Raw genomic sequence first — 24,923 nt, forward strand, 5'->3', positions numbered from 1 at the left:
GTGACCCGGCACGGGGATCGGCGCCGAACGTGACAGTGTGACCACTACTGTTTGCCGGGTGACCTATCCGCTGGGTGTCGATATCGGGACCACATACACCGCGGCGGCGTTGTGGCGAGAAGGCCGGGTGCAGACCGTGCCGCTTGGAAACCGCGCCAACGCCGTGCCGTCTGTGCTGTTCCTGCGCGACGAAGGCAGCTTCCTGGTCGGTGAGGCCGCCGTTCGGCGTGGCATCACCGATCCGGACAAGCAGGCCCGTGAGTTCAAACGGCGGATGGGCGACGACGTTCCGATCCTGGTCGGCGGCCGGGGTTTCACCGCGCAGCAGCTGACCGGCGAGGTGCTGAAGTGGTCACTGGCCCGGGTGGCGGAACTGCAGGGCGGGCAGCCGAACCACGTGGTGCTGACCCATCCGGCGGCATGGGGTGAGTTCCGCAAGAACCTCCTTGTCCAGTCAGCGATGCAAGCGGGTCTGCGCGAGGTCGGGCTGTTGCCAGAACCGGTCGCGGCGGCCACGTGGTACGCCGCACAGGAGCGGATCGAGCCGGGATCGCTGATCGGCATCTACGACTTCGGTGGCGGAACGTTCGACGCGAGCGTGGTCCGCAAGACCGCGACCGGCGTGGAGATCTACGGAGAGGCTGGCGGCGACGACTCGATCGGTGGCATCGACTTCGACCACGCGCTGTTCCGGCACATCGGAGCGCATGCGGGGGTGGACGTCGCGCAGCTGGACTTCACCGACCCGGTGGTCTCCAGCGCGATGGCGCAGCTTTTCAGCTCGGTCGTGGAGGCCAAAGAGGCACTGTCGGCCGACGTCGAGGTCGTCGTTCCGGTCGTCCTGCCGGGCGTGAGCCGTCAGGTGCTGGTCACCCGGGCGGAGTTCGAGGACCTGATCAAGCAGCGGGTGCTCGGCACGGTCGGCGTGTTCGGCCAGGTCGTCAGGCGGGCCGGGGTGGATCCGGCGAAGCTGCACGGTGTCCTGCTCGTCGGTGGGTCGAGCCGGATTCCCCTGGTACGCAAGCTGTTGTCGGACGAGCTGGGCATCCGGGTCGCGCTGGACGCGCACCCGAAGTACACCGTCAGCCTGGGTGCGGCGATCGCCGCGGCTCCGCGCGCCGCGGGCATTCGGTCTTCAGGCGGTTTCGCGCCTCCCGCACGGCCGGCCGCGCCTCCGCCTCACCCGCTGTACAACCCTGCGGGATCACGGCCCATGGCGCCGCCACCTGCGTATCAGCCGGGTCAACGCTCCCAGCCCGCGTTCCCCGCCCCGCCCGGTCCTGGGCAGCGAAGCATGGGCACGATCACGCCGCCTGGCCAGCCTGCACCAGCCGTCAGCGAGAAGGTCGACCTTGCCCGCTCGGGCCTGACCGGCGTCACGGACATCCGGACCGTGTTGAAGCAGATGCAGCCGCTTGAACCGGTGACCATGACGCCTCCGCCGCGGACCGGTGACCAGTTCGCCGAGGTGCGCACGCGTGATGCCAAGGGCAAGGGACGTGGCCGTCTGATCGCGCTGGCGGTCGTGCTGGTGATTGCCGCTGTGGTGGCCGGATTGATCATCTTCGTGATGAACCAGGGCTCCAACGAGCTCGGGCCACAACAGAACCAGCAGAACCAGCCGGAGGGCGTCGTCGGGTTGCCCGCGGTCGGCAAGATCACGCTGACCGGCCAGCCGTTGGTGATTCCGCCGAACGGCACCGACGAGATGCGAGCCGTCACCGGCCGCCAGAACGGCGATGTGGTCGCCGTCGGCTTCTCCCAGAACCGCCAACCGCGGGCGTGGCTGAGCAAGGGCGGCAGAGAGGACTTCGTCCCGGTCCCGGTCGGCGAGGACGGCCAAGGCCTGATGCTCGACGTCACGCCGATCGGGTCCACTTTGGTGGCGGTCGGCTGGAGCGGGACAGGGCAGAAGAAGCGTGCCGCGGTGTGGACCTCACCGGACGGGTCGAAGTGGGATCTGCTGCCGCAGCAAGGGGATTTCAACCCGAACTCGGGCTTCAAAGAACTCACCGCGGTGACCGCCGGGCGAGACAACTCGTTGCTGGCCATCGGGCGTGACGACCGCAACGACCGCAACGACGGTGATGCCGCGGTGTACATGTCGACCGACGGGAACACGTGGAATCTTGTTGCCACGACCGGCCTTTCCGGCACCGGGCCGCAGGATGTCGAGAAGGTGACCAAGACTGCCGACGGTTCCTACATGGCGGTGGGGACCGTGTTGCAAGGTGCCAAGCGTGGTCCGGGTATTTGGACCTCGAAGGACGGCGTCAAGTGGGAGTTGTCGCCGTACCTTCCGGAAGGCGCACCGGCGCTTCGTGGCGTTGCCCGGCTGACTGACGGGACCATGATGGTGTGTGGGTCCGTCGGGTCGGGGCAGCCGCCGCCCGCGAGCTGCTGGACGCTGACCAAGGACCAGAAGTGGGAACGCTGGAACGTCGGCAGCGCACAGGGTTCTCCGCGCGTGGTGTTCCTCAACGGGATGTTTCCAGTGGAGGGCAACCAGGCCGTGATCGTCGGCCTTGGACAGTCAGGCACGGAGAACGCGACCGACGCAGCCATGTGGCTCGGCACCTTCGGCCCTCGCGGCAGCAGCTAGCCTGGGGGCATGTGGTTCGTCGGCCGCTGGAAGGCGGTCGTTTTGTCCTCGGCGGGCGGTGGTTTGCGGATATTCTCCGTTTTGTCGACAGGTACTGGCCCTGGGCGGCGCGGCGGCGTAGGTGGCATCGACCGCTGGCCGGGCGGAGGTCCCTGGACCGGACGCTGCGGCGTCGCCCGGACGGCAGCCGCCAGCCCTTCACAAGTCCGCTGCAAAACCTGTGCCGCCCGCGTGAAACTGGGGTCGATCAACGGATTCTGCGCAACCCGGCGCCAATGCCCGTGCATCCCGCTGATAGCCGCCTGAACAGTCTCAAAAGGAGCATCCGGGCGCAGGTTCAGCCGGTCGGCAACCGAAGCACCCTGCCCGCCGAGAAGCCTTTCCATCACAGCAACCTGCTCCGCAGGAGCCTGCACAGACCCGGTCCGCAACTCGGTCAGCAGCCGCAGCTCCGTCAACTCATGAGCCCCCACACGCAAACGCTCAACAGCCTGACGCAGCCGTGGAGCCGCGGGAATCGGATCGTTCCTGGTCACGGACTCGATCGCGCGCAGGGCACCATCGGCCTTCAGCACATCCCGCCGCTGAGCGAACTGGGTCAGCAGCAGACGCCGAAGCTCGTTGAGACCACTACGTTCCCGCAGCATCGTGCACAGCTGAGTCTGGTCCGCATTCCCGGCCCGCAAGAAGTCCAAGCTGAGCCTTAGCCCATACAACCCAAGCATCCCGAGCAGTCGTTTGCGCGACTCCTCTGTCACGTCCACCGCGCGCGTTGGCGACACGAACCGTCCGGCGGACAACAACAGCGGCATGGTCGCGCCATCACTTACCGACGCGATCGCCTTCAAGTCAGCGAAATCCTCGGCACTCATCGTCGCAGCGGTCTCGGCGAGCAGGCCTGCCACAGGCAGCACGGTGTGCACGAGACTCCGGATCCGGGAGTCAGCCCGATACCCGGCGGCCACCTTGCCCGCGTGCGTGATCGCGTCCTCATCGCCGCCACCGACCTCATCGGCACGGGACAGCACACCGACGGCATTGACCGGACTGCTGTCGGCGGTATCGCTGTCGTTGAAGGCGTCGAGGAAGTCGATGTCCGTGGAGTGCAAGTGCCGCATCAAATACAGCACAGCGTCCACACTGGCCGTCTCGCCGAGGAAGTCCTGCGTACGACGGCCCGCCGACTCGGTCAGCGACCCCATACCTGGAGTGTCCACAAGGGTCATCTGGCCGAGCCAGTCGCTCGGCAGCGACACCTCGATCCGGTCGACCGCCTCGACATCGAGCGTGCCGAGGTCGAGGGTGTAGCGGCCGCCGTCGTGGTCGATCGCGAGCCCGAGAGGCCTTGTCCCGTGCGGGAAAGCGGTCGCCCGTGGCTCAGGGCCACGGAAGTACCACGTGACGATCCGGGTGCATTCACCGGCGTCGGTCGCGGCGATTCGCGTACCGACGAGTGCGTTGAGCAAAGTGGACTTACCGGCCTTCACCCGGCCCGCGATCGCCACCCGGAGCGGGCCGTCGAGGTGCCTGGCCACGTCGGTCAGCACGCGGCCGCCTTGCCGGCCCTGGTATGCCTGTACCGCGTCGTTGAGCAGCGACCGCACTCGTGCGGCAAGGGAAACTGTCACGACCGGCCCTTCTGTGTCACCCGTTCCGCGCTGGCCAGCAACGCGGAGACCCGGTCGAGCTCGGCCTTGGCCGCCGCTCCCCGGGTCGCTGCCGCCTGCGCGTCGGCTTGAACCGCGCGCATCGCGGCCTCCTGCTCGTGTTTCGCGGCCGAGACCAGTTCCTGTGCCTGGTCGAGGTAGTAGTCGCGGATTTTGCCGCGGCTGTGCCGGATCAGGTCGTACGACGCCCGGTTGGCGTCCACTCTGGCCTGGTTCAGGTAGACCGCGGCGGCACGCAGAGCCTCGGCGCGGGCCGCGTCGACCTTCGTGGTCTTGTAACTACGGACCGCGCGCCACGCGAACACCGAGCCCAGCGCGGCTGTGATCGGCAGGACGATCAGCAGGCTCGGCGCCAAGGTGGTCACCAGCACTGTCGTCACGATCGAGCTCGACAGCGACCAGCCGCGGGCGGCGTGCATGCCGACTTCGAGCTTGCCGCCCTTCTTGCTCGCCAGGTTCTCCAGCTTCAGGTCGACCGACATGTCAGTGCCTTTGGCGATCGCGTCGACTTGTTCCGCGGTCGCGTCGAACAACGCGGCGATGTCGTCGGCGAGCTCGTTGATCTGCCGGATCAACAGCGTGTGCGCGTCGGTCATCTCCTCGTTGGTGCGTTTCTGCAGCCACGGCACGATCTCCGACCACTCCTTGGTCGGGTCGCCTTCCTTGATCCGCTTGGTGACCTCGTTCTCCAGTCTGCGTGAGCGATCCGTCAGGTCGGCGTCCACGCTCGCCTGGATGTCGGCGAACCGGTCGGTGATGGTGTTGAGCCAGCGCGCCGACGGGCTGGACAACGCCTTGGCGCGTTCGCCGCTCGCTTCGACCTTGCGCATGGTCGCCTGGCGTTCTTCGGGTCTGGTCAACGCCGCGTGCTCGGTTGCCAGCACTTCCGCGACCTGGCGCAGCGAGTTCCGCACGACACCGGCCGCGGCCAGCACGGACTTCGCGGCGTGGTCGGCGAGCAGCCGCGAACCCAGGCGTTCCACCAGGACTGGGAAGCCGCATTCCGCGTTCAGCGCCGGATCGCCGGTGTCCAAAGCCAATTCCCTGAGCACGGACGACACCGCGACGATCTCCGCCTGGATCCCCGCTGCCTTCAGGTGTTGCCGGTCGAGCTCGAGAATCCGTTGCCACTGCGGGTAGAAGTCCGTCTTGGTGAGCACCACGATCAGGTTCGGGCAGACGTCGATCGCGTGCCTGATGAAGTCGACTTCGGCCGCGGTGAGCTCCTGTGACGCGTCTGTCACGACGATCACGCCGTCTGCCAACGAAAGCGCTCGCATGGTCGCTGTGGCCGCCGCTGCCGCGAACCCGCCGCCGAGACCAGGCGTGTCGACGAGCACGAGACCGTCAGCGAGAAGCTCGCGCTTCAGCGTGGTTTCGATGGCCCGCAACCGGGTTCCGTCGTCGGCGAGTCCGGTTCTCGCGTACTCGGCGGCTTTCCGGATGTCGATCTTGATCGGCGGCGGCAGCTGCACCGCGTCCGCCGGGGCTTCCGGCATCAGGTAGGCCATGGGTTTGTCGCCGTGCTTGATCGATGTCGGCACGGCGGTGAACGCCACCGGGTCCACACCGCACACCGGGACCCCGAGCAAGCCGTTGATCAGTGCGCTCTTGCCCTTCTTGAACTCGCCTGCGACCAGCACGTGCCAGGCACCCGTGGTCAGCTGGCGACGGCACTTGATCAGCTTCTCGGCCAGGTCCGGCCGCCCGGCCGTCCGGGTCTCGGTGATCGCGGTGTCGATCAGTTGCAGCATCTCCGCGGTCTCCGCCGCGCTCCGTCCCGCGGTGGTCATCAATGCCCAGGTGTGTGGTCAGGACCGAGATCCAGGTCGACTGGGCGGTCAGGCATCGAGTGGTCCTCCGGGGCAACCCAGTCGTGCGCGAACTGCATGCCGTCGACCTGGTTGTCGTTGTCGAGATCGTCGTCGTTCTGGTTCGCGGGCGGTTGGGCGGGCGGCGCCATGTCCACCGGCTGCGGCGGAGGTGGCGGCGGTGGCGGGGGAGGAGGCGGCGCGGGTGACGGATCGGCGTTGGTCATCTCCTGGCTGATCGCCACCGTGGAGGGGTTGCGGTCCATCGGCGCCGGGTCGTTGTTCACGCGGTATGTGAACGTGTCCGTTGGCGGCGGAGGTGGGGGAGGCGGCGGGATGTTGCCGATGCCCGCGCCCATCTCCGGCAGGTAGCCGGCGTACTGGAAACGCTTGGTGTTGGCCTCCCATGAGCCGACGCCGTACTGCGTGCCCTTGGCCTCGATCGTCTTGCCGTTGCCGAGGCTGATCGCCACGTGCGCGGCCGACGGCCGGCCGCCGGTCATCGGGTCGGAGGAGAAGCTGAACAGCAGCGCGCCCGGTGTCTTCAGTGCCTGCTCGACCGACATGGTGGTGCCGCCGTTGGCGAGTTGCCGGTATTGCATCCACGAGCCGTCCGGCACCTTCACACCTGCCTGGGCCGCGGCCCACTCGACCAGTTCCGAGCAGTCGAACGTGCTCGGGTTGCGGTCGGTCATGCTCACCTCGTGCCCGAAGACGTACTTGTCGCCGGTCTGCGCCACAGCTGAGTTGAGGAACGTCTGCAACTTCGTGCCGTCGCCCGTGGGCAACGCCTGCTGGCCCACCGTCTGGTTCGTGGCCTGAGCTGTCGTGCCCTGTTGTTGCGCGGTGCCCTGCAGCGGGTCTTCGTCCAGCGGGGCACCGAACTGGAGCCCGGCCTGTTTCTCGGCCAGGGCGTTCGGGTCGGTGGAACCCGCGGTCAGGCTCTGCACACCGTTCGCGTCCACCGCGACTTCGTCGTCGAGTGGGGCGCCGAACTGGATTCCCGCTTGTTGTTCGGCGGCCGCGGTGGAATCGGTCGTGGTGGTCGCGACCTGCCGGACGTTGACGTTGTCGCTTCCGCTGCCCGTTGAGGCCGACTGCGTCGGCGCGACGCCCTGGCCGCCGCCGCGCGCGTCACCGGCGGACGTGTGGTCGCCGTAGCCCGAAACGCCGGTCCACATTCCCCGGTTCGGCCCATCGCCGTACGCCTCGGCGGCGGCTTGGGCCTGCTCCTTGTACTTCAGGTACTTGGCCGCCGAACCCTTGTGCGTGGTCGTCCACGGCGAGATGTCGTCGCCGCCTTTGGAGACCTGGAACGCCGCCCTGGCGTTCTGCACCGGATCGAACAGGTTGACGCTGGCGAAATGCGGATGTGCGGCCTGGTTGATCTGCCACAGCCCTTTGCTGTTCTCCCCATGCGGGTTGTGGGCGCCGTCGTTGCCGCCCGACTCGGCCATGGCGATCGCGGTCATCGTCGCCGCGCGATCCGGGGAGAACCCAGCCTCGCGCGCGAACGCGTAGATCTGTTCCGCGGAGTATCGCGCCATGTGGCCATTATGTTTGACTCTCCGGGTCGGTGGGTGGCATTTCGTGTGCCCAAAAGGGCACTGTTCGCGCAGGTTGGTACCAGTTGGTGTTAATTTCAGGCGCGAGAAGTGTCCTGTGGTTTCTCGAAGGGGTGAAGTGCGCGACGATGGCCGGCCGCGACCCGCGCCGCCGTGGCAGGTGATGGCCGACACCCTGCTGCAGCGCGAGGCTTTGGTCTGCCGTCTCGGTGAAGGGCTGCTGCCGCACGACTTCGCCGGGCTCTACATTGGACACGAAGAGGTCGACCGGATCCTCGCCGAGCTGCCCGGTTCCTCCGGCCCCGCCGCGGCGAAGGTCGAAGCCTTGCTGCGTCAGCTCGAACCCGAGCTTGTGCTGGCCCGTAAGCAGTTCGACGAGTCACTGGCCACTGGTCAGTCCACATTCGACCGCCTGGCGCGTACCGCCCGGCTGGATTCCCGTGACGCCCAAGCGCTTGCTGTCTTGTTGGCGGTGGAGCGGTCGCCGCACCGGATGCGGCTGGTCGCGTATTTCCAGGACAACGTGCAGTTGCCACGGCTCACTGTGGCGAGCCTGAGCCGGATCTTGGACGCTCGGTGCGTTGCCCCGGACGCGCCTTTGCGCCGGGCCGAGTTCGTGGAGCTCGGCACCGAAGGACCGTGGGCCACCCGGATGTGCTGGCCCGCGCCGCGCTTGACGTGGGCGATCGCTTCCGATGACTCGGCGGACTCCGCGTTGCCCGCGGGTGCGCGGCGGCTGCAAGCCGTTGGCTCCGGGGACCTTGAGCCGTCGATGTTGCTGGTCACAGGAGCGGACAGCGACAGCAGGCTCGCCGCGGTGCGCGATCGCTGGCCTGGCAAGGCTTTGCTGGTGAGCCCGACGCCCTCGACGTCGGCCGAATGGGCGGCTGTGGTGCGGGAAGCCGGTGTCGGTGACCGCGCGGTCGTGCTGGAGTTGGACGGACCGCCGAGCCGGGCCGCGGCCGATTGGATCGACCGGGCCGAGCATCTGAGCTGGGTCCTCAGCTCGCCCAAGGAACTCGCGCTGGACGCGTTGCCGCGACGGCCGTGGCAGGAGATCCGGCTGGATTCCGGCCTGGCGTCGGCCGCCGACTGGGAGCAAGCGCTTGGTGTACGGCCGGATCCGTCGTTTCCGTTGTCCCGTGAGCAGTTGAGACTCGTCACGGCCGCGTCGGCCGGTGATCCCGGGCAGGTCGCGGCGGGCGTCCGGCGGCTCGCGGGTGGGCATCTCGACGGGCTCTCGGTCCGGATCCGGCCTCGTCGAACCATGTCCGACCTGGTCCTTCCGGCCGACCAGGTCGCTCAGGTGCGTGAACTGATCGCGCGGTACAAGCGCCGGACCACGGTCTACCAGGACTGGGGCTTCTCGCCGTTGCCGTCGACCGGTGTGGTCGCCTTGTTCTCCGGGCCGTCCGGCACGGGAAAGACGCTGGCAGCCGAGATCGTCGCGGGTGAACTCGGCCTCGATCTGTACAAAGTGGACCTCTCGGCGGTGGTCAGCAAGTACATCGGGGAGACCGAGAAGAACCTGGAACGGATCTTCGGCGCGGCGGCCGCCGGCGACCTCGTACTGTTCTTCGACGAAGCGGATTCCCTGTTCGGCAAGCGTTCCGAGGTCAGCGACGCGCACGACCGGTACGCCAACATCGAGGTCGCGTATCTGTTGCAGCGCCTGGAGTCCTACGACGGCCTGGTCGTGATGGCCACGAACCTGCAGCGCAACATCGACGACGCGTTCCTGCGCCGGATCTCGGTGTCGATCGACTTCGAGGCGCCGGACGAGCCGCAGCGCAAACAGATCTGGCAGCAGGCCTTCCCGGCCAGCGCGCCCGTGGCCGAGCTGGACTTCGACTTCCTCGCCAAGCAGTTCCGGATCACCGGCGGGATCATCCGCAACGCCGCGCTCGGCGCAGGCTTCCTGGCCGCGGACGAGAACGCGCCGGTGACCATGGAACGTGTCGCGCTGGCCCTGAAACGTGAGTTCCAGAAGATGGGACGGCTGCGGACCGAGTCGGAGTTCGACCGTTATTTCAACCTGGTGAATGGGGACGGCCATGCTGAACCTGCTTGACGAGTCCCTTGAGGAGTTCCTGCGCGCGGTCGTGCCCTTGCCCAAGCGTGAGATCGACATCTCGTTCGACGCACCGGACAAGGACTGGTCAGCCCGTGTCTCCCGGCCGACGGTGAACCTGTACCTGTGGGACGTGCGCCGCAACGTGTCCGAGCGCGAGTACGGCCTGGAGACCGTGCACGACGAGAACGGCAGGCCGCACCGCCGTCCACCACTGCCCAGAGTGGACTGCCGCTACCTGGTGACAGCGTGGACGTCGGACATGCGCGACGAGCACTCGTTGCTTGGCGCGACGTTGACGGCCTTGTTGATGCACACCGAGATCGACGCCGAATACCTGCAGTCGCCGTACGACAAGGTGACGCCGGTACCGGGGATCTCGATCGCAACGGGCGGCGAACGGGACAACTCCGACTTCTGGTCGGCGTTGGGCGGCCAGCTGAAGCCAGGCCTCGACATGACTGTGACGGCCACAGTGGACAGTGCGTTGCTCGTCCCGGCAGGCCCGCCCGTGCAGCGCTTCGCGATCATCACCTCCAACGGGGACTCGGTGTCCGAGGAGCGGATGTGGGTCGCGGGCCAGACAGACGCAGGAGCTGTCGTGTCCACACCGCATGGCGCGGCCGAGACCGATGAGGAAGGCAAGTTCCTCGTCCCGGCCGAAGTCGGCGACAAGGTTTCGGTGAACGGAAAGAGCCGAGGCGAGGTACCCCCGACCGGCCCGGTCGAGTTCAAGAAACGCCGCTGACCCCGCCGTGTCCACCTTTCCAACACCATGAAACGCACATTCCGGCACCGTGAGATCCCCGGCGCTTGGCCGCTGGGGGAATTTCACCGTGCCGGAGTGGTGGACACGCCGTGGTGAGCTACCAGGACGTTGTGGCCACCGTGGGTTTCTGAGCGTCGGCCAGCAGCTTGCCGCGGACTTCCGCCAGCATTTCCGGGGTGACCTTGCTCGGGTGCCCCGCGTCGTACGGCGGCTGTGGGTCGTACTCGATCTCCAGCTGGGCTTGTTCGGCCTGCTTGACCCCGTGGATCTCGCCGATCAGCCACAACGCGAGATCGATGCCCGCGGACACACCGGCCGCCGTGACGATCTTGCCTGCGTGCACGATTCGCTTGTCCGGCTGGGGGATCGCGCCCATCGACCCCAGTACTTCCTGGCAGACCCAGTGGGTCGTGGCCGGAACGCCCTTCAGCAGACCCGCCATCGCCAGGATCAACGCACCCGAGCACACCGAGGTCGTCCACGTTGTCGTCGGGTGCACGGCCTGCAGCCACGAGATCAACGCGGCATCGTTCATCGCGCCGACTGTGCCGTTGGAGCCGCCAGGGACCAGGACGATGTCGGGCGACGGGGTCTCGTCGAACGAGTGCGACGCACCGAGCGCGAGTACGCCGCTGTCCGTGACGACCTTGCCCGGAGCGGCGGCCACGAACCGAACCTCCGAGTCCGGCATCGAGCGCAGGAGTTCATACGGCCCGATCGCGTCTAGGGCCGTCATTCCTGGGTAAACAACGAATGCGATCTGCATACCTTGACCGTATCGCCGACGAACGCACCTTTTCGGACATGTCGGCCACGGTTGCGGCCAAGCCGGATGTTGTAGGATACGAGGCGTCTGCAAATATTGCTTACGCCGGTAGTCGTGCTGAAAGGATCATCGTGCCGGACATCCCAACCATCAAGCTCAACAACGGCGTGGCCATGCCGCAGGTCGGCTTCGGCGTGTTCCAGGTACCCGAAGCGGAGACGTTCGACGCCGTCACCGCGGCACTCGACGCCGGATATCGCAGCATCGACACTGCCGCCGCCTACGGCAACGAGGAAGGCGTCGGCAAGGCGATTGCTGGACTCCCACGGGAACAATTGTTCATCACCACCAAACTGTGGAACGCCGACCAGGGCTACGACGAGACGCTGCGCGCATTCGACAAGAGCATGTCCCTGCTCGGCGTGGACTACCTGGACCTCTACTTGATCCACTGGCCGGCGCCGAAGCAGAACCGCTACGTCGACAGCTGGAAAGCCCTGATCAGGCTGGCCGACGAAGGCCGCGTCAGCGCCATCGGTGTGTCGAACTTCCAGCCCTCCCACCTCGAGCACATCATCAACGAGACCGGGCGCGTTCCCGCGGTCAACCAGATCGAGCTGCACCCGTACCTCCAGCAGAACGAGCTCCGCGAGGTGCACACCAAGCTGGGGATCGCCACCGAGGCGTGGAGCCCGCTGGCCAAGGGCGGCGACCTGCTGACGCACCCGACGGTCGTGGCGATCTCCAAGAAGGTCGGCCGGACACCCGCCCAGGTCGTGCTGCGCTGGCACCTGCAGCTGGGCAACGTGATCATCCCGAAGTCGGTGACACCCCAGCGGATCAAGGAGAACCTGGAGCTGTTCGACTTCGAGCTGGCGGGCGCCGAGATGGCCGAGCTGTCCACACTGGACAAGAACGAGCGCACCGGCCCGCACCCCGACCAGTTCGGCTGACATGCGAGGGCGGCACGAAAACGTGCCGCCCTGCCAGTCAGTCCGTCACCACCTTGAGCGTCACCGCCGAGACATCCGCCGTCACGTGTTCGACGGTGCCCTCGCCACGCGCTGAGCTGTAAGCCCGTGTGCCACCGGTGATCGCCAACTGGTGCAGCTTGCCCGGCTCGGGAACCTGCCGGATCTGCATGCCACTCGCGTGGATCTCCCCGTCGGCCAACCGGAAGATCACCTTCAACTGGATGACGATCTTCGGCGGGACGTCCGGGATCAGGTCGACCACCATGGCCGTCAGCGACCCGTCGCCGATCGCCTGGCCGGTGGGATTACGCAACGCCAGGTAGATGATGAACGGCGCGCCCAGCGGTGGGCTGAGCGGGAGTGTGTTCTTCGAACGGGTCGCGGTGAACGAGAGCTCTGTTGTGCCAGACGCGCTCACCGCGACGGTTCCCGCCGCTGCGGCGGGCACACCCAACAGTGCGGCCCGGCGTGACATGTCACCCATGAAAGACCTTCTTCCTCCCGGTGCGCTCCCGAGGCAGAACGCTAGAAGGAAGTGGTCACGTCCACAGTGGAGTTCAGCCCACCACCGGGTGGTTAGGCCAAAAGGGACTCACCGCCGGTCACGAGAAGTGAGTTTTCGGCCTCGGCTGGAGCACTCCGTCCACAAAGGTGTCGACTTTCTCGTTGTAGAACGCCACCAAGCCGGCGACCTTCTGGCTCTCCGGCAGGGGAGTGTCGTAGTACCACACGACGTCCTCGTGCAGCTTGTCCCCGACACGCACCGAGTAGTACGACGCTTCACCCTTGTACGGGCACGCCGTATGGGTGGAACTCGGCTCGAGAAGATCCATCCGGACCGCGGTTTTCGGCAGGTAGTACCTGGTCGGCAGGCCGGTTTCGAACAGCAGCCGCGCGTTGGCCGACTCGGCGACGGTCACACCGTCGATCTCCACGCGGACGTGCCGTGAGCTGCCCAAGACGTCGACCCGCGTGTAGGGACTGCGTGGGTGGACGTAGATCTCCTCGTCCTCCTCGAACCACGCGTCCATCGCGGCGAAATCGAACCGGACCAGGTCACGCAGCTCTTCCAAAGGAGAGTCGTGGTAGATCCGGGCCGCGTCCACCGCCTCCTTGTCACCTGACTTGACGGTGTACAAGGTCGCTTCGCCGCGTGAGGGGGAGTGGTCGGTGTTGCCCGAGGCGATCAGCTCGACCTTCACGTCGGCGCGCGGGATGTAGTAGGCGGGATAGTAGGGAACTTCCCATACGTACACCGGCGCCAGCGTGTCCGCGACCAGTGCACCACCGAGGTAGACCCGGACACGCCTGGTGCCCGGTTCGATCTTGACTCGTCCACGAGCTTGCATGTCCAGGTCAACCCCGGTGGCCGCCGGGAGATTCCGTTACGGCTCGATTGTCACCTTGATGGCCTCGCCGGTGCTCACCGTGTGGATCGCGTCGAGCACGCCGTCCAGCGGCATCCGGTGCGTGATCAGGTCGTCGACCGGCACCGCGCCGGACGCGATCAGTTCGAGCGCACGTTTGTTGTGGTCCGGGCTCGAGCCGTTGGCGCCGACGATCGTCAGCTCGCGGTAGTGCACGAGGTTGGAATCGCAGGCGATGATCGGGTTGTCCTTGGGCAGGCCGCCGAAGAAGCTGATCCGGCCGCGCCTCGCGGCCATCTTCAGGCCGTCTTCCTGTGCCTTGCCCGCGGCTGCGGCCGTGATCACCACGTCGACGCCACGTCCGTCGGTCAGTCGCAGCACTTCCTCGATCGGGTCGACGTCCGCCGAGCAGATCGCCGCGTCCGGCTTGACCAGCGCAGCCGCCATCTCCAAGCGTTGACGTGACAACTCGACGAGGTACACGGCCTCCGCGCCACGCGCTCGGGCGAGCCGCACGTGCAGGCAGCCGATCGGCCCGGCGCCGACCACGACGACGGTGTCGCCTTCGCCGACGCGAGCCAGTTCCTGTCCGTTGAGGACACACGCGAAGGGTTCCGCCACCGAGGCTTCCGCATACGACAGCGACTCCGGGATCCGGTTAACGCCGTCCACTTTGAGCACCGCGTGCGGCACGATCATGTACTCGGCGAAGCCACCGTCGTAGTGGTAGCCCATTGACCGCTGGTTGGGGCAGATCGTCATCCAGCCGCGCTTGCAGTCCGGGCACTCGCCACACGGAATCGCGGCGATGACCTGGACGCGGTCACCGGCCTGCCAGCCGTCGACGTTCGAGCCGACCTCGACGACCTCGCCCGCGATCTCGTGGCCGATCACCCGGGGCGGGTCGATGTGGTGGTGCCCGTGCCGGAAGATCTTCAGGTCCGTCCCGCACGTGGAACAGTTGTGCACCTTCAGCTTGAGCTCGTCGGGTCCCGCCGACGGCTCGGGCGCCTCCTCGATGCGGATGTCCCCTGGCGCGTAGAAGCGCGCGACCTTCACTAGTCCTTCTCCTCGTCGATCGACTGCAGCAGGTCCAGCACCGTCCCGGCGTCGGCCGCCTGCCGCAACTTGGCGGCCTTCTCGCTGTCCATCAGCACCTGGGCCAGCGCGGAGAGGATCCCGACCTGCTCGGATCCGTTCGCCGCGATGCCGACGCACAGCTGGACCGTGTTGCCGGGGCCCCACTCCACGCCATCGGGGAACTGCAGGACCACGAGCGTCGTGCGTTTCACGTACTGACGTGCCTGGTCCGTGCCGTGGGGGATCGCGACGCCTTCACCGATGAAGGTCGACAACGACTCCTCACGTTCGTGCATCGCCGGCAGGTACTCCGCCTCGACCGCACCGAGCTCGAGCAGGGCGCGACCGCACTGGTCGATCGCGTCCGCCCGATCCTTCGCGGTGCGGCCGAGGAGGATGCCTTCGGCCGTGAGCAGCGAGGTCCGCTCAGTCGGCAAGTGACCCACCGTCCCGTATCGCGGCCTCGACCTTGTCGAACACCGGGTCGCCGAGGAAGCTCTGGAACCCGAGTACCACCGTTTCTCCCGTGGTCTTGCGGGCCCTGGCCAGCAGCGTCGTCTGGCACAGCACGAGATCCGCGTCCTGCGGGATGTCGTTGACCGGCGTGTGGGTGACCGAGACCTTGTACGGCTTGAGCCGCTTGGCCAGCTGGGACGCGACCATCACGCTGCTGCCCATCCCGGCGTCGCAGGCGATGACGACCTTCTTGATCGCGGACCCTTCGATGCTGCTCATGTCAGGCTTTCCTTTCAGGACTTGACAGTCCCGCCGTTGGCGACTTCCTGCTCACGTTCGGCCTTCCGCGCGTCCCTGCCGAACTTCAGCAACAGCGACGCGATGATGAACGACACCGCCGCGGAGATCACCACACCGGCGAGCACGCCGAGCCAACCGCCCTTGGGGGTCACGGCGAGTACCGCGAAGATACTGCCGGGCGAAGGTGTGGCGGTCAGGCCCGCGCCGAAGATGCTGAAGACGAGCACGCCGGACGCACCACCCGCGATGGCGGCCAGGATCAGCCGCGGCGCCGCGAGGATGTAGGGGAAGTAGATCTCGTGGATCCCGCCGAGGAACTGGATCACGATCGCGCCGGGTGCTGTCGCCCGTGCCGCCCGTGCACCGAACAGTGCCAGCGCGACCAGGATGCCGAGACCGGGGCCCGGGTTGGGTTCGATCAGAAACTCAATGGCCTTGCCGGTCTCCGCCGAGTGCGTGACACCCAGCGGGGACAGTACACCGTGGTTGATGGCGTTGTTGAGGAACAACACCTTCGCGGGCTCGACGATCACCGACACCAGCGGCAGCAGGTGCGCGTCCAGCAGGAACTGCACTCCGTTGCCCAGCGCCTTGGTGATTGCCTCGACGACCGGCCCGATTGCCAGCGAACCCAGCACGGCCATGGCACCGCCGATGATGCCCGCGCTGAAGTTGTCGACCAGCATCTTGAAACCGGGGCCGACCTTCTCGCCGACCGAGTTGTCCCACAGCTTCAGCAGGAACGCCGCGAGCGGACCGATCAGCATGGCGCCGAGGAACATCGGCACGTCGGCACCGACCGCGATACCGACGGTCGCCACGGCGCCGACCACGGCACCACGCTGCCCGTGTACCAACCGGCCGCCTGTGTAACCGATCAGGACCGGCAGCAGCAGCTTGACCATCGGATCGACGAGTTCGGCCAGCTGCTCGTTCGGCAACCAGCCCGACGGGATGAACAGCGCGGTGATCAGGCCCCAGGCGATGAATGCGCCGATATTGGGCATCACCATGCCGGCGAGGTGGCCGCCGAAGCGTTGCACCGAGGCCCGCAACTGGTGCGCTCGCGATGGCGCGTCTTCAGTCTTTGTCATCGTCGACACTTCCTGTACTGGTGGTGCTTTCAGTTGTCCCCGCGTAGTTCCCGGCCTGCTGTGATCCGTGGGTGCACCTCGACGAGGTGCGGCCGGAGGTCGTCCGGCCTCGGCATGGTGCTGCCCGGCAGCGACACCGCTGCCGCGCCCCACGCCACTGCGGACACCAGTGCCTGGCGTCCCTTTCCTCCTCCGGCGAGGAAACCGGCGAGCATCGCGTCACCGGCCCCCACCGAGCTTCGGGCGAGCACGACCGGCGCTTCGGCGTGCCATGTTCCCGTACCGTCGACAAGCACGGCTCCGTCTTGGCCAAGACTGGCCAAAACTGCTTGCGCGCCAAGGGACCGCAGTTCTTGCGCGGCCTCGATGACGTCGCCGAACGTCGACAACGGACGGTCGACGGCCTCTTCGAGCTCGTGGCGGTTCGGCTTGATCAACGTTGGGCCTGACGCGAGGGCTGCGCGCAGGGCCGGGCCGCTGGTGTCGACGACGACCGGGATGTCCTCGTCGGCAAGGCGGGTGATCAGTCCGGCGTAGAAGTCGTCACGCACGCCTGGCGGGAGACTGCCTGCCAGTACGACGTTGGACGCCTTGTGGGAGGCGTTGATGATCGCGTCGGCCAGTGCCGCGGTCTCGTCTTCGCTCAGCCGTGCGCCTGGCTCGTTCAGCTTGGTCACGGTCGCGTCCGGCTCGATCACGCTGACGTTCATCCGTACCGGGCCCAGCGTGGGCACCCGTACGACGTCGATGCTGTAGTCGCTGAGCAGGCTGATCAGCTGCTCGCCTTCGGCACCGCCCGCTGGAACGACCGCGCGGGCCTTGATCCCGTTGCACACCAACGCCCTGGCGACGTTGATCCCCTTGCCGCCCGGCTGGACGTGCACACCGGTGGCCCGGTGCAGTCCGCCTCGCACGAGCGCGCCCACCTCGACCGTCCGGTCGATGCTCGGGTTCGCCGTCACCGTGACGATCACGCTCGTTGCCACCTCCCATGTGGTTCAACGCACACCCAACGTGGATTTAAGTGATTGTGCATGTGTTCATGTGGGTTTGCAAGACCTAGGTGTTGCTGGCGCGCATAAATCAACATAAAGTCACACCATGTACGCGGAGGAACGGCAGCAAGTGATCCTCGAGAGGGCCAGGGCGAAGGGACGCGTCGACGTCGCCGCGCTGGCTGAGGAGTTCGACGTCACCACCGAGACGATCCGTCGTGACCTGACCGTCTTGGAACGGCACGGTGTGCTGCGCCGCGTGCACGGCGGCGCGATACCGGTGGAGCGGCTCGGCTTCGAGCCCGCGTTGTCGGTACGCGAGACCGTGATGACCGAGGAGAAGGACCGGATCGCCAAGGCCGCTCTGGCCGAGTTGCCGGAGTCCGGGACGATTCTCCTGGACGCAGGCACGACGACCGCGCGGATGGCTGATGCGTTGCCTGTGGACCGTGAGTTGACCGTGGTCACGCATTCGGTGAACATCGCACTGTCATTGATCACGCGTCCGAATGTGACAGTGATGCTTGTCGGTGGCCGGTTGCGCAGCCGGACCTTGGCTTCTGTGGACGCTTGGGCTTTGCAGGCGCTTCGGGACACGTTCGTCGAGGTCGTGTTCATCGCCACGAACGGGGTTTCGGTCGACCGGGGCCTGACCACGCCGGATCCCGCGGAGGCGATGGTCAAGAAGGCCGCGATCGCGAGCGGACGTCGATGTGTACTGCTGGCCGACCACACGAAGGTCGGCAACGACCACTTCTCGCGCTTCGCCGATCTCGGCGACATCGACACCTTTATCACCGATACCGGGATCGACGACGCCGTTGCCGATGAGATCTCTGCCGTGGGACCCCGCGTAGTCCAAGTTTGAACCACGTAAAACAAACTAAATCAACATGAAACCCTTGCTCAACCACATCGGCCGTGGTTACCGTGAGCTTCTCTGCGACGGAGGAGAACCATGGCGACCAAGCGAGTGAAGATCGCGTCCACTGTGGGGCTGCACGCTCGTCCCGCGGGCCTGTTCGCCCAAGCCGCCGCCCGTCAGCCGGTGCCGGTGCTGATCGGCAGGCCCGGCGAGAAAGGCGTTGTGGCGTCGAGCATTCTGGCCGTGATGGCACTGGGCGTGAAGTTCGAGGAAGAAGTCGAACTGTCCGCGGAAGGCGACGGTGCCGAGGCGGCGCTGGAGGAGTTGGCCGAGCTGCTGTCACAGGACCTCGACGCGACGCCGGCGACCTGACCCCTTCCGCTCCTGTGGATTACTGACACTGCAACATTGACAGTGTCAGTAAAGAGTGACAGTATTGCAGTGTGAGCGAGCTGTGGACGATCGAACAGCTCCCGGATCGGGTTGCCGAGCTGCTGGCCGAGGACTACAACGGCCAGAGCAACGGCCGGGTCCGGGAGTTGCCCGACCGTCGAACGATCCGGTGGTACACCACGATCGGTCTGGTTGACCGACCGGCGGCGACACGTGGGCGGACGGTGCTGTACGGGCGCCGTCAGCTTTTACAAATCGTCGCGGTCAAGAAACTGCAGGCCACGGGCAACACGCTGGCGAAGATCCAGGAGTTGCTGCTCGGGGCGACCGACGAACGGCTGGCGGAGCTGGCCGGTGTGGCGCACGTGGACATCGTGCGACCGCAGGTCGAGATCGGGACGTCCGCGCAGTTCTGGAAAGGGCACGCGCACGACCGTCCTACGGTGCCTACCGATGCAGTTGAGGCCCGCAACGACACTGCAAGAAGCGGCGACACTGTAACGAAGGCGATCCATGGAGTCCGTCTGGCTGACAGTGTCACGGTCGTACTGGATGCTGCGGATCGTGCGCCGAACGCGGACGAACTCGCGGCCATCGAGGCAGCCGCCGCACCGTTGCTCGAAGTGCTCGGCCGGCTCGGCCTGGCGCCGACCACTGGAGGGGAAGAAGCATGAGCACGCACGTCGACCTGATCGACACTGAGGCACCTGGTCGGCCGACGGAGGACGACGGGCTGGGCTGCCTGCACACGTCGCGCGGCAATCTGCCGCTGGAGTTGATCGACGTCCGCGCGGCAATCACCGGCCTGGCGACCAGCATCGAAGTCACCCAAGGCTTCCACAATCCGTACGAGGAACCGCTCGAAGCCACATACATCTTCCCGTTACCGCCACGTGCCGCGGTCACCGCGCTGCGCATGGAGGCCGACGGGCGAGTGGTTGAGGGCGTGCTCAAGGAACGCGGCGCCGCTCGAGAGAGCTACGACCAGGCCATCGCGGAGGGGAAACGCGCGTCGATCGCCGAAGAGGAACGGCCCGGCGTCTTCACCATGCGCGTCGGCAACATCATGCCCGGCGAGCGCGTCAGCGTGCACCTCACCCTGGCGAGTCATCTGTCCTATGAGGACAACGAGGCGACCTTCCGGTTCCCGTTGGTCGTCGCGCCGCGCTACATCCCTGGCGCGGCATTGGCTGGCGAGCAGGTCGGCGACGGTGTCGCCCGTGACACGGACGCCGTCCCGGACGCGTCCCGGATCAGCCCGCCGGTGCTCCTGCCCGGGTTCCCGAATCCGGTCCAGCTGTCGGTGGTCGTCGACATCGACCCGGGTTCCTTGCCGCTGCAGGGAATTTCATCCAGTCTGCACGCGCTGGCCACTTCGGACGCGCCACGGGGGACCCAGGTCCGGCTCGATCCGGGGGAGCGCGCCGACCGTGACTTCATCCTGCGCCTCCGCTACGGCGCCGACGCGATCAGCACGTCGCTTGCCGTCGTGCCAGAGGACGACTCTGGCGGCACCTTCGCGTTGACCGTTCTGCCGCCGTCGACCAATGCCCTCGGGCGTCCTCGAGATGTCGTGTTGGTCCTGGACCGCTCGGGCTCAATGGGCGGCTGGAAGATGGTCGCAGCCCGGCGAGCGGCCGCACGGATCGTGGACACCCTCGGCTCGGCCGACAGATTCGCTGTGCTGGCGTTCGACCACGAGGTCGTCACGCCGCCGACGTTGTCGTCGTCGTTCGCGGAAGCCAATGACCGCAACCGCTTCGGTGCCGTGGAGTTCCTGTCCGGCTTGGATGCTCGCGGCGGCACCGAGATGCTGCTGCCGCTGCGCCGCGCCACATCGCTGCTGAGCGAGTCGCCAGACCGTGACCGAGTACTGGTCCTGGTGACTGACGGCCAAATCGGCAATGAAGACCAGTTACTGCGCGAACTGTCGCAGGCGTTGTCGGGCGTCCGCGTGCACACCGTCGGCATCGACCGTGCGGTCAACGAGGCGTTCCTGCAGCGCCTGGCCGGGTCGTCCGGCCGGTACGAGCTGGTGGAGTCGGAGGACCGGCTGGACGACGCGATGCAGAACATCCACCGACGCATCGGCGCACCCGTGGCGGTTGGCCTGAGCCTCTCTTCGTCGGGGCTTGCGGTGGAGGAGGACTCGGTCGCACCGAGCCCGATTCCCGACCTGTTCGAGGGCGTCCCAGTGGTGGTCACCGGCCGCTTCACCGGCACACCTACCGGATCGGTCACTGTCACCAGCGCCGACAACTGGACCGCCGAAGTCACCGCGACTCCGAGCGACAACCCAAGCCTCGGGGCGCTCTGGGCCAGGGCACGGATCCGTGACCTTGAAGACCAGTACGTAGCCGGCTTCGGCGACCAAACACCGCTGGAAACCCAGATCATCGACACATCACTGAAGTTCGGAGTGCTCTCCCGCTTCACGGCGTTCGTCGCGGTCGACCAGCGAGTGGTGAACGAGGGCGGCAAGACCCACAAGGTCACCCAACCCGTCGACCTGCCAAGTGGCTGGGAAATGCACGCCCCCGTCCCAGCAGCCGGTGCACCCATGGCAGCGGCACCGAGGGCGTACGCGGCAGCCGCGTTCGCTCCACAAAGCCCCGCCTTTGACGGTTACCAGGGTGGGCCTCCCGCCGCACCAGGTGGCGCCGTCAACCTGAGCGGCCGTCCAGGCCTGACCCCAACTTCCGGCTACGGCAGCGCCGACACAAACCAAGGTGCAGCCCCAGGAGGCGCACCGGGTGGCTTCTTCGGCGCACCCCCACCCGCCCGCAAGCGCGGCCGCGGCGGCGCCCAGTCGTTCGAGGATCCCGTTGGTCCCACGCCCACAACCTTGGCCGACTTCGTCGCCGAGCAACTGAAGGCTCTCCGCGCAGCGGGGAACGAGCCGACCGCGACCAAAGCTGGTCTGCTGGCCACCCTTGCCTCAGCGATCCGCATCCGCGTCCCAGCCTGGCAAGCAGCGAACGAACCAGCCAACTCCATCGCTACCCTCGCGGCCCTCGCCACCACCCTCGAAACCCCAGTGACGTCCGACGCGGACATCGCCAACCGCTGGAACAGCACCATCACAACCCTGGAGTCGCTGGGAGGTAAGCGAAAGTCCTTCTGGAAGCGATGAGCGGCTGATCCGCCGACGCCCCGGATTCCCAGATAACACCGGGAATCCGGGGCGCGCCGTGGCACCGCGAATTCGGGTCCGCCGCGTGCTTGTCCGAGGCTTCGGTCAACCTCGCGATGAAGTGCACGTGACGTCAGCGCCTTGCAACCATGTTGAGGAACAACGGCATGCGGTTCCACGCGGTCGTGGGGTCCGGGTTGGTCGGCTCACGCAACCTTGTGATGGCGAATCCGGCGTCCGTCAGCGCTTCGGTGTACTCCTGCAGCGGCCGATGTGCGTTGTGGAACGTCATGGTGAGGCCGTCCTTGTCGATGACGAAGACCTCTTGCCGATGCTCGTAGTAGGGCTTTTCGATAACGTACGGCCGGTCCACTTCGTCCCCTTCGACGAACCCACCCGCCGTGTTGATCGGGTGCACGATCGCCAGCACCAAATGCCCGCCGGGAGCCAGAACCCGGGCGATCTCCCGAACGGTTTCCCGCATCGGATCGATGTCGTGCAAGCTCATGAACGCGACCACGCAATCGGCGCTACCGGTAGCGAAGGGAAGCGCCGTCGCGTCAGCCACGACGGCGTGCGACTGCTCGCCCGCCGCCCGAGCCATCGTCAGAGAACGGTCCACTCCCACCACTCGATGACCGAGTTCTTGCAGGTCACGGGTGACGCGCCCCTCACCGCAACCGACGTCGACGGTCAGCTTGCCCGGCGGCGGAACGAGAGGCAAAAACGCTGCTCGATGGTATTGCCAGTACGAATCGTGGCCTGGCGCGCGAGACCACTTGATCCAATCCTGGGCGTGTTCATCCCAGCCTTCATGCAGCTTCATCAATTCCCCCATTAGCCACTGTGCAGCACTTGAGTGACAACGCGTCTGCGCTGATTGCGATCCTACTGCCGTTGGCGACCCACAGCTTTGATCCCGCAGACACTCCAGCCAACAAGACGAGATCATCCTGGGGCGTAGTCATGCGATGCTTGGACATGTGCGATGGCCATCCCGCGTCTTCATCGCCGCCGCGCTGAGCGGCGCGCCATCCACCCTGCACGCACTGCTGACCGGCCGCGACCCCCTGGCAGCAACCCGCGCCGCCGCAACACTCCTGCCAAGCAGGAAAAACGCCCCCGCGCACCCTCCACCGCACCAGGAATTCCCCCGGGGGAACCCCTTGTTTTCACGTTATCAGTGGGGTCCGACAGTTTCGGGTTCCCGCAGATCGCCTGGTTCACGAGGGCCTAGCGAATCGACCGCGGATCCATCGGGCCATGCTCCATCGCGAGAGAAATCCGCCCGGGGGAATCCCTTGATTTCACGTTATCAGGAGGGTCTGACAATTCTGGCTGGCGCAGCCGTTCACCTGGGGATATCTGTGTTCTGGGCCGCCGTGATCGACGCCGTGGACCGGGGACGCGCTGGCATGTCCGGTCAACGGCGTCGGTTCGGGGTGGTTGCGGGAGGGACGGCTCGGGTGCGTCGATCGGGCGTGGCTGGCGGTGCGGCGGACCCGAAGCGCGGGCTGGGGTTTGCTGGCGGTGTCACGGATCCGAGGCGCGGACTTGGGCCGATCGGCGGTGCGGTGGCCGGCCTGATGATCGCCATCCTCGACCTGGAGATCATCGGCCGGCGCTATCCCGCGATCAGGGATTTGCCGCGCATTCCGCAGTACCTCGATCACATGCTGTTCGGGGCGCTGGTCGTCAGAGGACGGGGCGGGTCGGCCGCGTCGGCGTCAAACCCAACTGTCCCTTCAACATCCGGCCGCCGTCCGCGGTAAGCCGCAGGTAGTAGTCCGAAGAGCACGGCGTGCCGTCCTCATCCAGAGCCCACAGGCCCGAGCCGGACGGGACCATCGAGGCGTTCTCCGCGGTCTTCGCGATCTGGTTGCCTTCGTTGTACTCGTCGAACATCGAGATGTAGATGCCTTGGGCGCCCGCGCGAACCACGTTGTAGAACTGCCGCCACATCAGGTCTCCGTGGGCGCGTTGGCGTTCGGCGACATCACCGGGCAGAACGCATGGCTGGTAGTCGATGCCGTTGGCATTGCAGTAGTTCTGGTCAGGCACTGTCACTTCGTTGTACAGGCGGTCCGAGTCGCCCATGTTTCCGATACGCCCGACCATCCACGGCGAGATCATGTTGAACGCGCGATAGACGTCAAGGAAGCCCGGCCGGGAATCGCCTGTGCCGGTTCGCCACCACGTCGGCACGCCGCCCATGACATAGCAGTTCTGGCCTTTGAACCAGTTGATCACGTCAAGGCACGGCCCCGGTCCCCATGGGCGGCCGCTGTCGTTGAAGCCGAAGCCCCAGATGCCGACGACCGGTTTGCCGTTCTGGCGGGCGTAGGCGCTTGACGACGTCAACGCGGACATCTTCGACGACCAGTCCGTCTTGATCTGGGACTGCATGTCCGTCCAGTTGGTGACGTCGTACATGATGTAGAACTTGCGGCCGGTCGCTTCGGCGGCCGTTCGCACCTTGGTGGCCATGGCATCACGGGTTGGGCCTTCGCCGCCGACGGGGTTGAACCTCTGTAATGCCGCGGTGTCGCAGCCGTACTGCTGCATCCATCGGAAGTGGATGTCCACTGTGCTCTGATCGTAGGACGAGAACAGCGTGGCGGGCTGACCGTTGTTCAATGCCGGGTAGGCCGTCTGGTACGTGCGGGTGTATTCGCGCATGTCTGGCCACGCCTTGATGACATTGTTGCTCAGCGATGGCGGTTGTCCCCAGTTGTGGCTCCAGTGCCACCAGCCGTTGATCGGCGCGCCGTCACCGGCGCAGGCGAACCAGCCTTGGTAGCCGACGGTGATCTTGCCGACCACGTCTCCCGGTGGGCTCGCCGCCAGTGCAGGTCTGGGCGTTATCAGCAGGGATGTGCCTGTCAAGGCAAGGAAGGATCGACGTGTGAGTCCCATGTGGACTTTCCTCATCGTTGAGGGGTGCAGGGTTTCGCCACTCTACGAATCACCGTCATTCGCCGACAACGGCTAAAGCCCAGAGAAAATCTTTATGGG

At 66.4% G+C, this 24,923-nt stretch carries 21 protein-coding genes; 8 read left to right on the top strand and 13 right to left on the bottom strand.

The features are described 5' to 3' along the window. Positions 1–58 precede the first annotated feature (58 nt). Positions 59–2,602 (top strand): Hsp70 family protein, encoded by a 2,544-nt coding sequence (locus B9C43_RS02370; protein ID WP_051894944.1) that lies wholly within the window; start codon positions 59–61, stop codon positions 2,600–2,602. On the opposite strand, the gene B9C43_RS02375 is transcribed toward B9C43_RS02370, so the two are convergent. The 3 genes from B9C43_RS02375 to B9C43_RS59555 are packed head-to-tail and all read right to left on the bottom strand — an operon-like array spanning position 2,599 to position 7,627. Next, entirely contained in the window at positions 2,599–4,230 is a 1,632-nt protein-coding gene (locus B9C43_RS02375; RefSeq protein WP_084424371.1) for a dynamin family protein, read from the bottom strand. The genes B9C43_RS02370 and B9C43_RS02375 overlap by 4 nt on opposite strands. Further along, positions 4,227–6,062, bottom strand: coding sequence for a dynamin family protein (locus tag B9C43_RS02380; RefSeq protein WP_084424372.1), 1,836 nt, complete (start codon positions 6,060–6,062; stop codon positions 4,227–4,229). The genes B9C43_RS02375 and B9C43_RS02380 overlap by 4 nt, the downstream gene beginning before the upstream one ends. Next, on the bottom strand, positions 6,062–7,627 hold the full coding sequence (locus B9C43_RS59555) for an NlpC/P60 family protein (RefSeq protein ID WP_084424373.1): 1,566 nt from the start codon (positions 7,625–7,627) through the stop codon (positions 6,062–6,064). The genes B9C43_RS02380 and B9C43_RS59555 overlap by 1 nt, the downstream gene beginning before the upstream one ends. Positions 7,628–7,763: 136 nt before the next feature. Between B9C43_RS59555 and B9C43_RS02390 the strand changes: the two genes are divergently transcribed. Both B9C43_RS02390 and B9C43_RS02395 read left to right on the top strand, forming a co-directional pair. Further along, positions 7,764–9,716: an ATP-binding protein gene (locus B9C43_RS02390; protein ID WP_235038399.1), complete on the top strand. Its 1,953-nt coding sequence runs from the start codon at positions 7,764–7,766 to the stop codon at positions 9,714–9,716. After that, positions 9,700–10,464: a Pvc16 family protein gene (locus tag B9C43_RS02395; protein WP_084425541.1), complete on the top strand. Its 765-nt coding sequence runs from the start codon at positions 9,700–9,702 to the stop codon at positions 10,462–10,464. The genes B9C43_RS02390 and B9C43_RS02395 overlap by 17 nt, the downstream gene beginning before the upstream one ends. A 118-nt stretch (positions 10,465–10,582) precedes the next feature. Here B9C43_RS02395 and B9C43_RS02400 read toward each other — a convergent pair whose 3' ends face one another. Next, positions 10,583–11,251, bottom strand: a complete 669-nt coding sequence (locus B9C43_RS02400) for a DJ-1/PfpI family protein (protein ID WP_084424375.1) — start codon at positions 11,249–11,251, stop codon at positions 10,583–10,585. 131 nt (positions 11,252–11,382) lie between these two features. Here B9C43_RS02400 and B9C43_RS02405 point away from each other — a divergent pair, with 131 nt between their 5' ends. Continuing rightward, positions 11,383–12,204 carry an aldo/keto reductase gene (locus B9C43_RS02405; RefSeq protein WP_143446045.1) on the top strand — a complete coding sequence of 274 codons (822 nt, stop codon included), beginning with the start codon at positions 11,383–11,385 and terminating at the stop codon, positions 12,202–12,204. Between the two features lie 37 nt (positions 12,205–12,241). Here the strand turns inward: B9C43_RS02405 and B9C43_RS02410 are convergent, their stop codons facing one another. The 7 genes from B9C43_RS02410 to pfkB all read right to left on the bottom strand — a co-directional run bounded on the left by B9C43_RS02410 (position 12,242) and on the right by pfkB (position 17,496). After that, complete coding sequence (locus tag B9C43_RS02410) at positions 12,242–12,709, bottom strand: hypothetical protein (protein WP_084424377.1); 468 nt, start codon at positions 12,707–12,709, stop codon at positions 12,242–12,244. A gap of 118 nt (positions 12,710–12,827) precedes the next feature. Then, positions 12,828–13,574 (bottom strand): DUF427 domain-containing protein, encoded by a 747-nt coding sequence (locus B9C43_RS02415; RefSeq protein ID WP_033394069.1) that lies wholly within the window; start codon positions 13,572–13,574, stop codon positions 12,828–12,830. A 36-nt stretch (positions 13,575–13,610) separates the two neighbouring features. Next, positions 13,611–14,651: a zinc-dependent dehydrogenase gene (locus tag B9C43_RS02420; RefSeq protein ID WP_084424378.1), complete on the bottom strand. Its 1,041-nt coding sequence runs from the start codon at positions 14,649–14,651 to the stop codon at positions 13,611–13,613. After that, entirely contained in the window at positions 14,651–15,109 is a 459-nt protein-coding gene (locus B9C43_RS02425) for a PTS mannitol transporter subunit IIA (protein WP_033394067.1), read from the bottom strand. The genes B9C43_RS02420 and B9C43_RS02425 overlap by 1 nt, the downstream gene beginning before the upstream one ends. Further along, on the bottom strand, positions 15,099–15,407 hold the full coding sequence (locus B9C43_RS02430) for a PTS lactose transporter subunit IIB (protein WP_084424379.1): 309 nt from the start codon (positions 15,405–15,407) through the stop codon (positions 15,099–15,101). Before B9C43_RS02430 ends, B9C43_RS02425 begins: the two co-directional genes overlap by 11 nt. A 14-nt stretch (positions 15,408–15,421) precedes the next feature. Further along, the gene (gene mtlA, locus B9C43_RS02435; protein ID WP_084424380.1) at positions 15,422–16,522 is read right to left on the bottom strand and encodes a mannitol-specific PTS transporter subunit IIC; all 1,101 of its coding nucleotides are present in this window, start codon (positions 16,520–16,522) and stop codon (positions 15,422–15,424) included. 29 nt (positions 16,523–16,551) lie between these two features. Then, a complete protein-coding gene (pfkB, locus tag B9C43_RS02440; RefSeq protein ID WP_084424381.1) occupies positions 16,552–17,496 on the bottom strand; it encodes a 1-phosphofructokinase in 945 nt (314 codons plus the stop codon). 127 nt (positions 17,497–17,623) lie between these two features. Here pfkB and B9C43_RS02445 point away from each other — a divergent pair, with 127 nt between their 5' ends. The 4 genes from B9C43_RS02445 to B9C43_RS02460 all read left to right on the top strand — a co-directional run bounded on the left by B9C43_RS02445 (position 17,624) and on the right by B9C43_RS02460 (position 21,908). Next, positions 17,624–18,385, top strand: coding sequence for a DeoR/GlpR family DNA-binding transcription regulator (locus B9C43_RS02445; protein ID WP_084424382.1), 762 nt, complete (start codon positions 17,624–17,626; stop codon positions 18,383–18,385). A 90-nt stretch (positions 18,386–18,475) separates the two neighbouring features. Then, entirely contained in the window at positions 18,476–18,754 is a 279-nt protein-coding gene (locus tag B9C43_RS02450) for an HPr family phosphocarrier protein (RefSeq protein WP_033394060.1), read from the top strand. Between the two features lie 71 nt (positions 18,755–18,825). Beyond that, positions 18,826–19,449, top strand: coding sequence for a helix-turn-helix domain-containing protein (locus B9C43_RS02455; protein WP_200825403.1), 624 nt, complete (start codon positions 18,826–18,828; stop codon positions 19,447–19,449). After that, positions 19,446–21,908, top strand: coding sequence for a VIT domain-containing protein (locus B9C43_RS02460; RefSeq protein ID WP_084424383.1), 2,463 nt, complete (start codon positions 19,446–19,448; stop codon positions 21,906–21,908). The genes B9C43_RS02455 and B9C43_RS02460 overlap by 4 nt, the downstream gene beginning before the upstream one ends. Before the next feature lie 133 nt (positions 21,909–22,041). Here the strand turns inward: B9C43_RS02460 and B9C43_RS02465 are convergent, their stop codons facing one another. Further along, positions 22,042–22,632 (bottom strand): class I SAM-dependent methyltransferase, encoded by a 591-nt coding sequence (locus B9C43_RS02465; RefSeq protein ID WP_200825404.1) that lies wholly within the window; start codon positions 22,630–22,632, stop codon positions 22,042–22,044. A 971-nt stretch (positions 22,633–23,603) separates the two neighbouring features. Continuing rightward, positions 23,604–24,824 (bottom strand): glycoside hydrolase family 99 protein, encoded by a 1,221-nt coding sequence (locus B9C43_RS02475; RefSeq protein ID WP_084424386.1) that lies wholly within the window; start codon positions 24,822–24,824, stop codon positions 23,604–23,606. Between the last annotated feature and the right edge of the window lie 99 nt (positions 24,825–24,923).

It is taken from the genome of Kibdelosporangium aridum (genome assembly GCF_900176515.1).
Lineage (GTDB): Bacteria > Actinomycetota > Actinomycetes > Mycobacteriales > Pseudonocardiaceae > Kibdelosporangium > Kibdelosporangium aridum.

Excerpts from the sequence above, each read along its gene's own strand:
- B9C43_RS02430 (WP_084424379.1), bottom strand. The coding sequence starts at position 15,407 with ATGAGCAGCATCGAAGGGTCCGCGATCAAGAAGGTCGTCATCGCCTGC.
- B9C43_RS02400 (WP_084424375.1), bottom strand. The coding sequence starts at position 11,251 with ATGCAGATCGCATTCGTTGTTTACCCAGGAATGACGGCCCTAGACGCG.
- B9C43_RS02445 (WP_084424382.1), top strand. The coding sequence starts at position 17,624 with ATGTACGCGGAGGAACGGCAGCAAGTGATCCTCGAGAGGGCCAGGGCG.
- B9C43_RS02460 (WP_084424383.1), top strand. The coding sequence starts at position 19,446 with ATGAGCACGCACGTCGACCTGATCGACACTGAGGCACCTGGTCGGCCG.
- B9C43_RS59555 (WP_084424373.1), bottom strand. The coding sequence starts at position 7,627 with ATGGCGCGATACTCCGCGGAACAGATCTACGCGTTCGCGCGCGAGGCT.
- B9C43_RS02450 (WP_033394060.1), top strand. The coding sequence starts at position 18,476 with ATGGCGACCAAGCGAGTGAAGATCGCGTCCACTGTGGGGCTGCACGCT.
- B9C43_RS02475 (WP_084424386.1), bottom strand. The coding sequence starts at position 24,824 with ATGGGACTCACACGTCGATCCTTCCTTGCCTTGACAGGCACATCCCTG.
- B9C43_RS02380 (WP_084424372.1), bottom strand. The coding sequence starts at position 6,062 with ATGACCACCGCGGGACGGAGCGCGGCGGAGACCGCGGAGATGCTGCAA.
- B9C43_RS02415 (WP_033394069.1), bottom strand. The coding sequence starts at position 13,574 with ATGCAAGCTCGTGGACGAGTCAAGATCGAACCGGGCACCAGGCGTGTC.
- mtlA (WP_084424380.1), bottom strand. The coding sequence starts at position 16,522 with ATGACAAAGACTGAAGACGCGCCATCGCGAGCGCACCAGTTGCGGGCC.
- B9C43_RS02395 (WP_084425541.1), top strand. The coding sequence starts at position 9,700 with ATGCTGAACCTGCTTGACGAGTCCCTTGAGGAGTTCCTGCGCGCGGTC.
- B9C43_RS02410 (WP_084424377.1), bottom strand. The coding sequence starts at position 12,709 with ATGGGTGACATGTCACGCCGGGCCGCACTGTTGGGTGTGCCCGCCGCA.